The 13,978-nt window shown below is 63.9% G+C and carries 13 protein-coding genes; 10 read left to right on the forward strand and 3 right to left on the reverse strand.

Annotation, left to right across the window (positions count from 1 at the left end; genetic code table 11):
* Positions 1-110: 110 nt before the first annotated feature.
* Positions 111-755 carry an arylesterase gene (locus FJ960_RS28855; protein ID WP_140718505.1) on the reverse strand — a complete coding sequence of 215 codons (645 nt, stop codon included), beginning with the start codon at positions 753-755 and terminating at the stop codon, positions 111-113.
* 85 nt (positions 756-840) lie between these two features.
* Here FJ960_RS28855 and FJ960_RS28860 point away from each other — a divergent pair, with 85 nt between their 5' ends.
* The 4 genes from FJ960_RS28860 to FJ960_RS28875 all read left to right on the forward strand — a co-directional run bounded on the left by FJ960_RS28860 (position 841) and on the right by FJ960_RS28875 (position 5,774).
* The gene (locus FJ960_RS28860) at positions 841-1,536 is read left to right on the forward strand and encodes an ABC transporter ATP-binding protein (protein ID WP_140718506.1); all 696 of its coding nucleotides are present in this window, start codon (positions 841-843) and stop codon (positions 1,534-1,536) included.
* Entirely contained in the window at positions 1,536-4,085 is a 2,550-nt protein-coding gene (locus tag FJ960_RS28865) for an ABC transporter permease (RefSeq protein WP_140718507.1), read from the forward strand. Before FJ960_RS28860 ends, FJ960_RS28865 begins: the two co-directional genes overlap by 1 nt.
* A 231-nt stretch (positions 4,086-4,316) precedes the next feature.
* Complete coding sequence (locus tag FJ960_RS28870; RefSeq protein ID WP_140510906.1) at positions 4,317-5,090, forward strand: Bax inhibitor-1/YccA family protein; 774 nt, start codon at positions 4,317-4,319, stop codon at positions 5,088-5,090.
* Between the two features lie 105 nt (positions 5,091-5,195).
* A complete protein-coding gene (locus tag FJ960_RS28875) occupies positions 5,196-5,774 on the forward strand; it encodes a GNAT family N-acetyltransferase (RefSeq protein WP_140718508.1) in 579 nt (192 codons plus the stop codon).
* 141 nt (positions 5,775-5,915) lie between these two features.
* On the opposite strand, the gene FJ960_RS28880 is transcribed toward FJ960_RS28875, so the two are convergent.
* Positions 5,916-6,302, reverse strand: coding sequence for a DUF2794 domain-containing protein (locus tag FJ960_RS28880; protein WP_140510902.1), 387 nt, complete (start codon positions 6,300-6,302; stop codon positions 5,916-5,918).
* Between the two features lie 519 nt (positions 6,303-6,821).
* Between FJ960_RS28880 and FJ960_RS28885 the strand changes: the two genes are divergently transcribed.
* From FJ960_RS28885 to FJ960_RS28910, 6 genes are read left to right on the forward strand one after another with little or no spacing between them, the layout of a single operon-like run.
* A complete protein-coding gene (locus FJ960_RS28885; RefSeq protein WP_140718509.1) occupies positions 6,822-7,481 on the forward strand; it encodes an XRE family transcriptional regulator in 660 nt (219 codons plus the stop codon).
* 35 nt (positions 7,482-7,516) lie between these two features.
* Positions 7,517-8,587, forward strand: a complete 1,071-nt coding sequence (locus FJ960_RS28890) for a PotD/PotF family extracellular solute-binding protein (RefSeq protein WP_181166723.1) — start codon at positions 7,517-7,519, stop codon at positions 8,585-8,587.
* Between the two features lie 22 nt (positions 8,588-8,609).
* Positions 8,610-9,473 (forward strand): ABC transporter permease, encoded by an 864-nt coding sequence (locus FJ960_RS28895; protein WP_140510896.1) that lies wholly within the window; start codon positions 8,610-8,612, stop codon positions 9,471-9,473.
* Positions 9,473-10,270 carry an ABC transporter permease gene (locus tag FJ960_RS28900; protein ID WP_140718511.1) on the forward strand — a complete coding sequence of 266 codons (798 nt, stop codon included), beginning with the start codon at positions 9,473-9,475 and terminating at the stop codon, positions 10,268-10,270. The genes FJ960_RS28895 and FJ960_RS28900 overlap by 1 nt, the downstream gene beginning before the upstream one ends.
* Positions 10,267-11,379, forward strand: coding sequence for an ABC transporter ATP-binding protein (locus FJ960_RS28905; protein WP_140510892.1), 1,113 nt, complete (start codon positions 10,267-10,269; stop codon positions 11,377-11,379). The genes FJ960_RS28900 and FJ960_RS28905 overlap by 4 nt, the downstream gene beginning before the upstream one ends.
* Positions 11,380-11,401: 22 nt before the next feature.
* The gene (locus FJ960_RS28910; protein ID WP_140718512.1) at positions 11,402-12,787 is read left to right on the forward strand and encodes an FAD-binding oxidoreductase; all 1,386 of its coding nucleotides are present in this window, start codon (positions 11,402-11,404) and stop codon (positions 12,785-12,787) included.
* 55 nt (positions 12,788-12,842) lie between these two features.
* Here the strand turns inward: FJ960_RS28910 and FJ960_RS28915 are convergent, their stop codons facing one another.
* Entirely contained in the window at positions 12,843-13,658 is an 816-nt protein-coding gene (locus tag FJ960_RS28915) for a thioredoxin family protein (protein WP_140510889.1), read from the reverse strand.
* Positions 13,659-13,978: the final 320 nt, after the last annotated feature.

Below are 13,978 nucleotides of genomic sequence, written 5' to 3' on the forward strand. Positions count from 1 at the left end.
AATCGAACTGTCATCCCTAGCGAATCATCGATAATCAAATGGAGCAAGTGGTTTGTTGGTCGCAGGCCTTCGCTAAACGTTTCCCCAACGGAAAGCGGCTTTATCGGACATCATGAATCTCCCGGCACCGCCGCGATGGCCTTCTCCACCGTCGGCAGGATGCGCTCGACCATCTGATCGACCCCTCTGGCGTTCGGATGCAGGCCGTCTCCGAGTTGCAAACTGGACTGGCCGGCGACGCCGTCGAGAAAGAACGGATACAGCGTAACGCCGTATTTCGCGGCGAGTTCCGGAAAGACGGCGTCGAAGGCGCTCTGGTAGTCGGCGCCGAGATTGGGCGCGGCGCGCATGCCGGCCAGGAGCACGGCGATCTTGCGCCCTTTGAGCTTGCCCAGCATCGCGTCAAGGTTCTTCCGGGTGATGTCGGGTGAAACGCCGCGCAGCATGTCGTTGGCGCCGAGTTCGAGGATGACAAGCTGCGTCCCGTCCGGCACCGACCAATCGAGCCGCGCCAGGCCGCCGCTGGAGGTATCGCCGGACACCCCGGCATCGGCGACGGCGACGTCATGGCCCCTGGCGCGAAGGGCGGCCTGCAATTTGTCGGTAAAGCCCTCACCCGGCCCAAGGCCAAACCCCGCCATCAGGCTGTCACCGAAGCCGACGATCTTGAATGGCTCGGCGCGCGTCGACGAAATGGCGCCGCAAATGGCGAGGAAAACGATCAGGCCTGCGGCAAAGCGGCGTTTGAAAGACATGCGGCAGGCCCCATATGACAGAGAATTCTTCCGGCGATGGCTTCCGACAGGCAGAGCCTCCCTTTCCATATAGGACGCTTTCATTTTGACAGAAGCCGTCATCGCGCTGAAAGACGTATCCCTGACACTCGGCGAAGGGGCTTCCTCCGTCCATGTGCTGAAGGGCGTCAGCCTCGAAGTGGCGCGCGGCGAGGCGACGGGCATCGTCGGTCCGTCGGGGTCCGGCAAGTCGACATTGCTGATGGTGCTGGCCGGGCTGGAGCGGGTCGACTCGGGTACGGTACGAATCGCCGGCGAGCTGCTCAACGACAAAACCGAGGATCAGACCGCTTCGTTTCGTGGCCGAAACATTGGCATCGTGTTCCAGTCCTTCCACCTGATCCCCAACATGACCGCGCTCGAAAATGTCGCGGTGCCGCTGGAACTGGCCGGCCACGCCGATCCGTTTTCGGTGGCGGAGCGGGAACTGGCGGCCGTGGGCCTTAGCGACCGCGTCACCCATTACCCCGGCGAACTCTCGGGTGGCGAGCAGCAGCGCGTGGCGATCGCCCGGGCGCTGGCACCGTCGCCGCGCATCCTGATCGCCGACGAGCCGACCGGCAATCTCGACCAGGCGACGGGGCGGCAGGTCGCCGATCTTCTATTCGCGAAGGCCGCCGAGCGCGGCATGACGCTGGTGCTGGTCACCCATGATCCGGCGCTCGCGGCGCGCTGCTCGCGCCAGGTATCGATGCGCTCCGGGCGGATCGAAGCGCCGGCGCCGGTCAAGGTCACCGCCTGATGCCGCTGGCGCGGACCTTGAAGCTTGCGATCCGCTTCTCTGTGCGCGAGATGCGTGGCGGCCTGTCCGGCTTCCTTATTTTCCTCGCCTGCATAGCGCTCGGCGTCGCGGCCATCGGCGGCGTCAATTCGGTGGCCCGCTCCATTACCGCCGGTGTCGCCGATCAGGGCCAGACGCTGCTCGGGGGCGACCTTCGCTTCCAGATCAACCAGCGCGACGCCAACCAGGCTGAGCTTGGCTTTCTCGACGGGCTGGGCGTCGTTTCGCATACCGCAGGCATGCGCTCGATGGCGCGCCTGGCCGACGGATCCGACCAGGCGCTGGTCGAGGCCAAGGCGGTCGACGAGGCCTATCCGCTCTATGGCGCGCTGGAAACCGAACCGGCGCTGACGAAGCAGGAACTGTTCGGCGGGCAGTTCAGCGTTTTCGGCGCCGCTGCACCCGACCTCTTGTTCGAACGGCTGCATCTCAAGATCGGCGACCGGCTGAAACTCGGCACCGCCATCTTCGAACTGCGCGCCAAGCTGGTGAGCGAGCCCGACGCTGTTTCCGACGGGTTCGGCTTCGCGCCAAGGCTGATGATCTCGACCGAGGGCCTCGCGGCCAGCGGGCTGATCCAGCCGGGCAGCCTGGTCGAGAACGCCTACAAGGTCCGGCTGCCCGCCGGTGCCGACGAGGCGCGGCTCAAGGCCGTCCAGGACCAGGCGACCAAGGATTTCCCGGAGGCCGGCTGGTCGATCCGCACGCGCAGCAACGCAGCACCGGCGCTGTCTTCCAACATCGAACGCTTCTCGCAATTCCTGACGCTGGTCGGGCTTACCGCGCTGGTGGTCGGCGGCGTCGGCGTCGCCAATGCGGTGCGGGCCTATCTCGACGGCAAGCGCGGCGTCATCGCCACCTTCAAGAGCCTGGGGGCGTCCGGCGGCTTCGTCTTTGCCGTCTACCTCGTGCAGATCCTGATCATCGCCCTGCTCGGCATCGGCGCCGGCCTGGTGCTGGGCGCGCTGATGCCGTTTGTCGCAAGTGCCGCCCTGCAGTCCGTCATTCCGGTGCCGGCGCAAGGCGGCTTCTATCCCGGCGCGCTCGCCATGGCGGCGCTGTTCGGCCTGCTTGTGACGCTCGCCTTCGCGCTGCTGCCGCTCGGCCGCGCCCGTGACGTGCCGGCGACCGCGCTGTTCCGGGAGATGGGGCTGGAAGGCCGCGGACTGCCGCGCCCCGTCTATGTCGTTTGCGCGCTCGGCATCGTGCTTTTCCTGGCGGCGCTGGCGATCCTGTTTTCGGGCGACCAGCGCATCGCCTCGATCTTCGTCGGCGCCACGATTTTTGCTTTCCTGGTGCTGCGTCTCGTTGGCGGACTGGTGCAATGGGCAGCCAGGAAAAGCCCGCGCGTGCGCTTTGTCGCGCTCAGGCTCGCCATCGGCAACATCCACAGGCCCGGCGCGCTGACGCCGTCGGTGGTGTTGTCGCTGGGGCTTGGACTGACTCTCCTGGTGACGCTGGCGCTGATCGACGGGAATCTCCGGCGCCAGATCTCCGGCAACCTGTCGGAGCGGGCGCCGAACTTCTTCTTCGTCGACATCCAGGGCAGCGAAGTCGATGCCTTCTCATCGCTGATCGCAAAGGAGGCGCCGCAGGGAACGCTGGCCAAGGTGCCGATGCTGCGGGGCCGGGTGATGGCGCTCAACGACGTCGATGTCGACAAGGTCAACGTGCCGGCCGAAGGCGCCTGGGTGCTGAAGGGAGATCGCGGCCTGACCTATGATATCAGGCAGCCGGAAAACGCGACGCTGACCGAGGGCAAATGGTGGCCGGACAATTATGCCGGCGAGCCGCTGGTTTCGTTTTCCGACAAGGAGGGCAAGGAAATCGGGCTGAAGCTCGGCGACACCGTCACCGTCAATGTGCTCGGCCGCAACGTCACGGCGCGGATCGCCAATTTCCGCCAGGTCGAATGGGAGACGATGGGCATCAATTTCGTCATGGTGTTCTCGCCCAACACATTCGCTGGCGCCCCGCATGGCTGGATCGCGACGCTCACCGAAAAGAGTGCTTCGAGCGCCGACGACGCGCGCGTCCTCAATGCCGTGACCCGCGCTTTCCCGGCGGTGACGACGGTGCGGGTCAAGGACGCGCTCGACATCGTCAACCGGTTGGTCGGCCAGCTCGGCACGGCGATCCGGGCGGCGGCCGGCGTGGCGCTGATTGCCTCGGTCCTGGTGCTTGCCGGCGCGCTTGCCGCCGGCAATCGGGCGCGCATCCACGACGCGGTGGTGCTGAAGACGCTGGGCGCGACGCGCACCACGCTTATAACGGCCTTCTCGCTGGAATACATGCTGATCGGGCTCGCCACCGCGATCTTCGCGCTTGCCGCAGGCAGCGCCGCAGCCTTGTTCGTCGTCGCGCGCATCATGACCTTGCCGTCGCATTTTATGCCGGAAGTCGCGGTCGCCACGATTGCCTTTTCGCTGGTGATCACGGTCGGCATCGGCCTTGCCGGCACCTGGCGGGTGCTTGGCCACAAAGCGGCGCCCGTGCTGCGAAACCTCTGATTCGCCGCCTTGCGCCGCCTGCCCGGGTTAAATCTTTGTAAGAATGCCGTCTAAAACGGCCGGCGGAGCGGCATTTTTAGCCTGTCACGAACCGTTACAACAGGTTACGGTCTTGTTCTCGACGCGAATAACCATCATATTTCGGCGCAGGCATGCTGGAGCCCCGCCAGCGGCGCCTGGGTCCGCAAGAGGCCCGACACCGGACGGGGCAGAAGCAACAGAGGATTTCCAATGGCTGATCCCATTCGCAATTATCAGACGTCGGCGGTGCCCGGCGTCCGCGCCGACATCGACCAGGGTCTGCGCGCGTACATGATCAAGGTCTACAATCTGATGGGGCTTGGCTTGCTCATCACCGGCCTTGCCGCCATCGGCACGATCATGCTGGCCACCACCGCCGACCCGGCCTCGGCCGTCGCGACGCTGCCGAGCGGCGAGATGCTGACCTCGTTCGGCTATGCGATCTTCGGTTCGCCGCTGCGCTGGGTTGTCATGCTGGCGCCGCTGGCCGCCGTGTTCTTCCTGTCGTTCAGGATTCAGTCGATGAGCGTCGCCGCCGCGCAGACGACCTTCTGGGTCTATGCCGGCCTGGTCGGCCTGTCGCTGTCGTCGATCTTCCTGGTCTACACCACGGCAAGCATCTCGCAGACCTTCTTCGCCACCGCCGCCGCTTTCGGCGCGCTGTCGCTGTTCGGCTACACCACCAAGCGCGACCTGTCGGCGATGGGCTCGTTCCTGATCATGGGCGTGTTCGGCATCATCATCGCGTCGGTGATCAACATCTTCCTGCAGTCGTCGGCGCTGACCTTCGCCGTCTCGGCGATCGGCGTGCTGGTGTTCGCCGGCCTCACCGCTTACGACACGCAGAAGATCAAGGAGATGTATTTCGAGGGCGACGCATCCGATGTCGCCGGCCGCAAGGCCATCATGGGCGCGCTGTCGCTCTACCTCGACTTCATCAACCTGTTCATGTTCCTGCTCCAGTTCATGGGCGACCGCCGCTAAGCGGTATTGGACCATCAACTCTTGGAAGGGCGGCCCAATGGCCGCCCTTTTCTTTTATGTGGGCCTCTGCTGTTGTCGAGGGCACATAAGAGGGCTGCATTGAGAATGAGCAATATCGTGATCAGGCCGGCAACCCCGATCGACCTCGACATAATCACGGAAATCTATGCCGACGCGGTGACCAACGGCACGGCGAGCTATGAACTGGAGCCGCCCAGCCGCGCCGAGATGGGGACGCGATTCGCCACGCTCGCGGCCGGCGGCTTTCCCTATCTGGTGGCCGAGAAGGACGGCGCCGTGCTCGGCTATGCCTATGCCGGCCCCTTCCGGCCGCGCCCGGCCTATCGCTTCATCGTCGAGGATTCGGTCTATGTCGCGCCCAATGCCAAGGGTCAGGGCGTCGGCCTCAAGCTGATGCAAAGCCTGGTTGCGGCGGTGCAGGCGGCAGGCTTTCGCCAGATCGTCGCGGTCATCGGCGATGGCCACGCCCACAGCGCCTCGGTCAGGCTGCACGAGAAGCTCGGCTTTCGCCATTCCGGCCGCCTCGAAGGCTCCGGCTACAAGCATGGGCGCTGGCTGGACACGGTGTTCATGCAGCTATCGCTGAACGGCGGGGCATCGGTGCCACCCGATCCGGATTCGTTGCCGGAGCGGAAATTCCGGAAGGGGGAATTGAAGAATTGAGGAATTGAGGAACTGAAGAATGAAAGAAAAATGGCGCTTACGTCAGACGCCGAGTGTTTTATTCCTCAATTCCTCAATTCCTCAATTCCTCAATTCCTCAATTCCTCAATTCCTCAATTCCTCAATTCCTCAATTCCTCGTTCAAACCTGGACCAGCTTCAGCTTGCTGTCGAAGACGCCAAGCACGCGGCCAAGCTCCTGGCCGCGTTTGAGGATGCGCCCGCCCGCCGCGATGACGGCGAAGGCGCCCTGCTTGCGCGCCAGTTTCGGATCCTTGACGATCTGGAACAGCGGTACTTCGCTGGCGCGACGAAAAACGGAAAAGACAGCGCGGTCGGCGAGATGATCGATGGCGTAGTCGCGCCATTCATTGGCGGCGACCATGCGTCCATAGAGCCTCAGGATCTGGTCCAGTTCACGCCGGTCGAAGCGGACCGGCTGGTCGAGGCGTTCACGTCGCGCCTCGTGTAGCGGGATCAATATTGCGGATGCGTCTCCATCCCCCATCCCGCCGCCGTCATCAGTCATGCCTCGATCCTTCAAAATGAATCTTTGCCAACCAAAGTTGGCCCCTTCGCAACCCAATTGCAAGAGCCGGCGAAGCGAAGCCGGCGGCGAGCCGTTTCCGTCGCGTCCAGTCACGTTTGTGAAACGCATGTTGGAATTGGTGATGCTTCGCCACATTTCTGCCTTTTTTTATCCGCGCTCATGCCCCAATGTCCGACGAATTTACCGGCGTTGCCTGAGACGGTTCGGTCCGGCACCGGCTCGTAAACCCCAAGCCCCCCGCCCACGGGTCTGCGTCGGATCGAACCAACCTCGGCCTTTTCCATGGAAAAGCGCCAGGTGCGACGATCCCAAAACCTAAATGACCGGCGTCAGAAGCAAGCTGACGTCGGTTTTTTCGTTTTTGCACCTTTTTACGCAACTAAGGCGACCCGTGGAACTCGGCGTAAAGCCCCGAGGCGGCCATATCGACTCAATCCGCCGACGTGCTTGCCATTTGCCGCCTCACTTAATAGGGTGTTAAGTGAAACGGAGACGGCAATGCCAGGCGCATCGGACTCCACGGCAAAACAGGTGAATGGTGGGACGGTCGCGCCAGAGACCGGCGGCGTCGGCCCTCGCATCAAGGCATTGCGCACGGCGCGGCGCGTCTCGCTGCGCCAACTCGCAGACATGGCCGGCACGACGGCGAGCTTCATCAGCCAGCTCGAGCGCAATCTGTGCGGCGCCAACACCGGCACGCTGCTCAAGATCGCCGCCGCTCTCGACCTCGGCATCAACGATCTGTTCGAGGACAATGCCCGCCCCCTGCACAAGGTGCTGCGGCGCGAGGAGCGGCCGGTCGTTCCGGTCGGCGTGCAAGGCCGCAAGATGCTCCTGTCGCGGCGGCCGATCCACCAGTTCGAGGTCTATGCCGGACATTTCGAGGTCGGCGGGTCGACCGGCGACGAGACCTATGTCCATAGCGGCGAACACGAAATGTTCATGGTGCTCAAGGGGACGGTCGAGCTGACGCTTGCCGACGAGCGCCATGTGATGCGCGAAGGCGACAGTGTCGAATACGCAACATCGGTGCCGCATCGCACGGTCAATGTCGGCGACACGCCGGCTGAGGTGCTGTGGATCATCGCGCCGCCAACCGCCGGCGCGCTTGAACTCGATCAATACAGGCCCGGAAACCGCTCGCATCCGGGTGAATGAAAACAAATGCGAGTTCAGCAATGGGAGAGTTGATCATGAGACTGAGATTTGGACATGCGGCGTGCGTCGCCGTGCTTATGGCTGCTACCGCCGCGCTCGCACAATCCAAGCCGGTGGCGGGAGAGGTGGCTGAAGGCTCGCTGAAGGGCAAGACGCTGACCTTCGTGTCCTATGGCGGAATCTACCAGGACGGCCAGGTGGCCGCGCTCAAGGAGTTCGTCGACAAATCCGGCGTCAAGCTGCTCAATGACGGCCCGACGGAGATCGCCAAACTGCAGGCGCAGGTCGAGTCGGGCAATGTCACCTGGGACGTCGTCGATACCGACGACCTGCCGCCCTATGTATATTGCGGCAAGCTGTTCCAGAAGCTCGATCTGACGAAGCTCGACGTCTCGAAAATCCCGGAAGGTCAAGTCGGCGAATGCTCGGTGCCGGCGATGAACTACGGTGTCGTGCTGATGTACAACAAGGAAAAGTACGGGGATAATCCGCCCAAGAGCTGGGCCGACTTCTTCGATACCCAAAGATTCCCAGGCGTGCGTGGGATCGACGGCTCCGGCAGCCCGACCGGCGGTTTGCTGGAACAGGCGTTCAAGGTCGCCGGCGGCGACCCGAAGGCGATGACGGTGGCCGACATCGACAAGGCCATCGATGTGGTCCGCAAGCTCGGCCCCGACACCATTTTCTGGAAGACCGGCGCCGAATCGCAGCAGCTCGCCGAATCCGGCGAGGCCGACATGCTGATGATGTGGACGGGCCGCGCCATGACGGCAGTCAAGAACGGTGCCAAATATGCACCCGCCTGGCAGGACTGGCTGGTGGTGATGGATCAGATGACGATCCCGGTCGGCGTCAAGGATACGGATGCATCCTACGCGTTGCTCAATGCCTATCTCGGCAAGCATGCCCAGGAAATATTGGCGGAGAAGACCTCCTACACGCCGATCAACAACGACGCGCAGCCCAAGGTCGACGCTTCCGTATCCGCCTACCTGACCAACACGCCTGAACGCCAGAAGCAGGGCTACAAACAGAATTTCAAGTTCTGGGTGCCGAACTTCGCGGTGGCGCAGGAGAAGTGGTCGGCGCTGATGGCCGGCAACTGACCGGCTGACGGGAATACAGACCGTGAGCGCGTCCAAGCCAACCATTCCTGCTGCCGAAAGGCGCCGGGCATGGCGGCCGTACGCGCTCGCGCTGCCGGCGCTGGTCCTGCTCCTGGCGGTGATCGGCTATCCGCTGCTCACCATCATCCTGCGCAGCCTGTCGGAGCCGGAGTGGGGCCTGCAGAACTATATCTGGTTCTTCAGCATGCCCATCAATCTCACCGTGCTCCAGCGGACCTTCGTCATTTCGATGTGGGTCACGCTGGTGTGCGTGGTCTCGGCCTATCCCTACGCTTATCTGATGACCGCGGTCGGGCCGCGCGTTCGGCTGGTGCTGATGCTGTGTGTGCTGATCCCGTTTTGGGTGAGCGGCGTGGTGCGCACCCTGTCGTGGGTGATCCTGCTCCAGGATTCAGGGGTCATCAACTCGATCCTGCGGTCGCTCGGGCTCGGCGGCGTCAGGCTGATCCGTACCCAGACGGGCGTGGTCATCGGCATGGCGCAGGTTCTTTTGCCCTTCATGATCCTGCCGCTCTATTCGGTCATGAAAGGCATCGACCTCAGGCTGATGCGCGCCGCGCAAAGTCTTGGCGCCCGACCGTCCCGCGCCTTCTTCACCATCTACCTGCCGCTGTCGCTGCCGGGCGTCTATGCCGGGGCGATCATCGTCTTCATCCTGGCGCTCGGCTTCTACATCACACCGGCTCTGCTCGGCGGTCCTCGTTCGACCATGCTGTCCACCCTGGTGCAGACGCAGGTGCTCAGTCTGCTGCAATGGGGCAGGGGCGGCGCGATGGGCGTGGTGCTGCTGGTCACGACCTTCGTGCTGCTGGCGCTTGCCGCGCCGGTGATGCGATCCCGGTACCGGGAAGCGGAGCGGCGCTGATGGAGATGAAGCCGCTCACGCGCGTCGTCCTGGGTCTTGTCTGCCTGCTGGTGGCCATATGGCTGGTGGCGCCGACGCTGGTGGTGGTGCCGATGTCGTTCAACGAGAACAAGTCGCTGGCGTTTCCGCCGCAGGGCTTCTCCTGGCAGTGGTACCAGAATTTTGTCACCAACCCCGATTGGTCGAACAGCTTCCTGAATTCGCTGAAGGTCGCCTCGATCGTCGCGGTGCTGGCAACGGTGCTCGGCACGCTTGCAGCCTTCGGTCTCGACTGCATGAAAGCGCGGCCGGCAAACCTGCTGCGCATGCTGATGTTGACACCGATGGTCGTGCCCGGCGTGGTGCTGGCCATCGGCATCTACGCTGTCTATCTCGATACGCGGCTTGTCGGCACGCTGCTCGGCTTCGTGCTCGCCCACACCATCCTTGCGCTGCCCTTCGTGCTGATTGCCGTCTCGGCCAATCTCGAAGTGTTCGACAGGCGCCTCGAGACGGCCGCGGCGAGCCTGGGCGCGAACGCGCTCACCACGTTCCGCACGGTGACGCTGCCGTTGATTGCGCCCGGCGTGCTGTCAGGGCTGCTGTTCGCCTTTGCCACCTCCTTCGACGAGATTGTCGTGTCGCTGTTCATCACCAATCCCTACCTCAAGACATTGCCGGTGCAGATCTTCGCTTCCATCACGCGCGACGCCGACCCCACGGTAGCGGCCGTCGGCACGATCCTGTTGTTTGCCACCACGATCCTGATCGGCAGCGGCATGCTTCTTCTTGGCCGTGAGCGGAAAGGACGCCAATGAATCCGGGGCAAGAGAGCAGGGGCGCGGCGATCGATCTCAAGTCGATCAGCAAGGCCTATGGCAGCTTCAAGGCGCTGGACGGCGTATCGCTGCACATCAAGGCCGGCGAGTTCATGACGCTGCTCGGGCCGAGCGGCTCCGGCAAGACGACGACGCTCAATGTCGTTGCCGGTTTCACCGAGGCCAGTTCGGGCGCGCTGGAAGTGGGCGGCAAGAGCGTCGTCGGCGTCCCGGCGCACAAGCGCAACATCGGCGTGGTGTTCCAGCATTACGCGCTGTTCCCGCACATGACCGTGAGCCGCAACGTCGCCTATCCGCTCGCCCTGCGCGGTGTGGCCGGAGCCGAGCGCGAACGCCGCGTGCGCCAAGCGCTCGACATGGTCAAGATGGCGGATTTCGGCCACCGCTTTCCCAGCGAACTTTCGGGCGGCCAGCAGCAGCGCGTGGCGCTGGCGCGCGCCATCGTCTTCGATCCGCCGCTGCTGTTGATGGACGAGCCGCTCGGCGCGCTCGACAAGAAACTGCGCGAATGGCTGCAGCTCGAAATCAAGCGCATCCACCGCGAACTCGGCACCACCTTCGTCTATGTGACGCACGACCAGGAAGAGGCGCTGGTTCTGTCGGACCGCATAGCCGTGTTCAACCGGGGCCGCATCGAACAGATCGGCACCGGGCGCGAGCTGTATGACGAGCCGGCGACGCTGTTCGTCGGCAAATTCATCGGCGATTCCACCGTGCTGCGCGGGGCCGCCGCCACCTCCGGCGGGGAGACGGCGATCGACATTGCGGGCCAGAAGGTAGCGACAGCCAAGCGTCTCGCCAATGGCGGCAGGCCGGTCATGCTGCTGCGGCCCGAAAAGCTGGCGCTTGCCCGCCGTGGTGCCGGCGGCGATGGCCGCAACCGGCTCACGGGGCGCATAGGCGAAGCGATCTATCTCGGCTCCGGCTCCAAATACGAGGTCGATCTGGCCGACGGCTCCAAAGCCATCGTGCGCTCGACCCTGGAAGCAGACAGTTTTGCCATCGGAGACGAGGTTGACGTGCTGTTCGCCGGCGCCGACGTGAAGCTGCTCGCCGACGACGACAAGGCCGACCTGACGCTTACCTGAATTTCGGAACGGATTTCAAAAAATGCAAGCCAAGCATAATGGCGACGTGTCGTTCTGGTATGCCGATATCGGCGGCGTTCCCGCTTATCGGCCGCCCTTGCCCGGCGACATCGAGGCCGATGTCTGCGTCGTCGGCGCCGGCTACACCGGCCTGTGGACCGCCTACTATTTGAAGAAGGCACAGCCTGCGCTGCGCGTCGCCATCGTCGAAAAGGAGTTCGCCGGCTTCGGCGCCTCGGGCCGCAATGGCGGCTGGCTGTCGGGCGGTTTCAGCTGGTCGCGCGAGAAATACGCAAAAACCTCGTCGCGCGGCGCCGTGATCGACATGCAACGCGCCATGTTCGGCACGGTCGATGAGGTGATCGCGGTGACGGAAGCCGAGGGCATCGATGCCGATATCCGCCGTGTCGACAACATCACCGTCGCCACCAACGCCGCGCAACTACAGCGCGCCAGGGCAGAATACGAGGAGCTGCTGGGCTGGGAGATGCCGCCGGAGCGGCTGGCCTTCCTCGACGCGCGGGAGGCGCGCCAGCGCATCGCCATCGACAAGGTGCTGGGCGCCTTGGTCGTGCGCAACGTCACGCGTGTGCAGCCGGCCAAGCTGGTCCAGGGTCTGGCGGCCGCGGTCGCGCGGCTCGGCGTGCCGATCTACGAGCAGACGCAGGTGCTGGCGATCGAGAAGGGGAAGGTCACCACCACCAGAGGTATCGTGCGGGCGCAAAAGATCATCCGCGCCACCGAGGGGTTCACGGCGGGCATTCCCGGCTATGAGCGTCTCTGGCTGCCGCTGAACAGCGCCATCGTGGTGACCGAGAAGCTGCCGCAGGAACTCTGGGACGCGATCGGCTGGAATGGTTACGAGGTGCTGGGCGACGCCGCGCACACCTATTGCTACGCTCAGCGCACGCGCGAAGGCCGCATCGCCATGGGCGGCCGCGGCGTGCCCTATCGCTTCGGCTCGCGCACCGATGTGCGCGGCCGGACCCAGCAGGCAACCATCGACCAGTTGCACGAGGTGCTGATCAAGCTGTTGCCGCAGACCAAAGGCGTGCGCCTTGACCATGCCTGGTGCGGCACGCTCGGTGTGCCGCGCGACTGGTGCACGACTTCGGGTTTCGACCGTGAGAGCGGCATCGGCTGGGCCGGCGGCTATGTCGGGCTAGGCGTGTCGAGTTCCAACCTGTCGGGCCGCACCTTGCGCGACCTGGTGCTCGGCCACGACACCGAACTGACCCGGCTGCCCTGGGTCAACCGCACGGTCAAGAAATGGGAACCGGAACCGCTGCGCTGGCTCGGCGTGCATACCATGTACCAGCTCTATCGCATCGCCGACCGGCGTGAAGCAAACGGCTTGGGCCGTACCTCACGCCTTGCGGCCTTTGCCGATCGCCTGACCGGACATTGAAACCATTCGAAGATGTGTAACGGTTTGCGTCTGGAATTGCGCCGAACCCGTGACGCTACAGGTTTCGATCAATGGAGGTCTCGGATCCGGGCTTGTGGATGAAAGCCGCGCCCAGGATGGGACCCGGGAGGCCATCCTTGCCGACCGATTGCAAAAGCACGGCGCAGCCGCCCTTCTTGGTGATCTCGCTCAGCGGCAATTCGTAGCGCTGCGCCTTGCCGTGCCACATGCCGGCGGTCTGGATGCCGGTGACCGCGTTCCAATAGGTCATCTTGCGGCCAGAGTTCTCGCCCTGGCCGATCTTGACCGTCTGCGGTGCGTCGAAATAGACGATGACGACATGGGCGTCGTTCGGGCCGGCGCCGGCATCGCCGGTGTCGATGATGACACGGTCGCCGGTGCGGCTGACCTTGACGGGCACACGCATGCCTTCGCCGGCACGGGCCATGCGGGCAAGCGCGCCATCGACCTCGCCGCGATTGGCGCCGTTGACATGCATGCGGCCGTTCAGGACGGCCTGCGGCGTATAGACGGAACGGCTGCTGAAATAGCGCATGTAGTCATATTGCCGCTCGGTGTTTTCCTTGTGGCTCAGCGTGTCCTTCCAGCCGAGATAATCCCAGTAGTCGACGTGGTAAGCGAGCGCGACAAGGTCTTGCCTGGTGGCGAGTTCGGCGAAGAACGCGTCCGCCGGCGGGCAGGAACTGCAGCCCTGGCTGGTGAACAGTTCGACCACACCAAGCGGCCGGTCGGGCTGGGATTTTTCGGCCTGGACTGTTTCGGGCTCGCTGCCTTGGCCAGCACCGGCAAAAACCGAAAAGGCCAGCGCGAAGGCTGCCAGCCATAATGATCGTCGCGAGGCCATGACCATTCCAATTCCCGCCGGTGATGCCGGCTTTGTTCTGCTTGGCCGAAATATGTGGCAGAACGGGAAGTCAACGGGAAGTCACGTTGCGGTGAAATTTTATCGCTGCAATCGTGAGGTAAGGCCGCAATAGGAGAAGCCACTGCATTTCACGGTGTGGTTCGATCCGGCGGCGGCATCATCCCTATGTGGCAGGTTCTCCTCACCCCCGCCGATCTCTATTGCGATCGAACCGGCCCTGGACTTTGGTCCGGGCCGGTCAGTGCTTTGACGAACCCTGCCTTCATCGCTGCAGGACTGTGGGGCGTGCGGGAGGGGAGTAGGGG

Source organism: Mesorhizobium sp. B2-3-11, assembly GCF_006442215.1.
Taxonomy (GTDB): Bacteria; Pseudomonadota; Alphaproteobacteria; order Rhizobiales; family Rhizobiaceae; genus Mesorhizobium; species Mesorhizobium salmacidum.

Excerpts from the sequence above, each read along its gene's own strand:
- FJ960_RS28855 (WP_140718505.1), bottom strand. The coding sequence starts at position 755 with ATGTCTTTCAAACGCCGCTTTGCCGCAGGCCTGATCGTTTTCCTCGCC.
- FJ960_RS28865 (WP_140718507.1), top strand. The coding sequence starts at position 1,536 with ATGCCGCTGGCGCGGACCTTGAAGCTTGCGATCCGCTTCTCTGTGCGC.
- FJ960_RS28870 (WP_140510906.1), top strand. The coding sequence starts at position 4,317 with ATGGCTGATCCCATTCGCAATTATCAGACGTCGGCGGTGCCCGGCGTC.
- FJ960_RS28875 (WP_140718508.1), top strand. The coding sequence starts at position 5,196 with ATGAGCAATATCGTGATCAGGCCGGCAACCCCGATCGACCTCGACATA.
- FJ960_RS28880 (WP_140510902.1), bottom strand. The coding sequence starts at position 6,302 with ATGACTGATGACGGCGGCGGGATGGGGGATGGAGACGCATCCGCAATA.
- FJ960_RS28885 (WP_140718509.1), top strand. The coding sequence starts at position 6,822 with ATGCCAGGCGCATCGGACTCCACGGCAAAACAGGTGAATGGTGGGACG.
- FJ960_RS28890 (WP_181166723.1), top strand. The coding sequence starts at position 7,517 with ATGAGACTGAGATTTGGACATGCGGCGTGCGTCGCCGTGCTTATGGCT.
- FJ960_RS28900 (WP_140718511.1), top strand. The coding sequence starts at position 9,473 with ATGGAGATGAAGCCGCTCACGCGCGTCGTCCTGGGTCTTGTCTGCCTG.
- FJ960_RS28905 (WP_140510892.1), top strand. The coding sequence starts at position 10,267 with ATGAATCCGGGGCAAGAGAGCAGGGGCGCGGCGATCGATCTCAAGTCG.
- FJ960_RS28910 (WP_140718512.1), top strand. The coding sequence starts at position 11,402 with ATGCAAGCCAAGCATAATGGCGACGTGTCGTTCTGGTATGCCGATATC.
- FJ960_RS28915 (WP_140510889.1), bottom strand. The coding sequence starts at position 13,658 with ATGGTCATGGCCTCGCGACGATCATTATGGCTGGCAGCCTTCGCGCTG.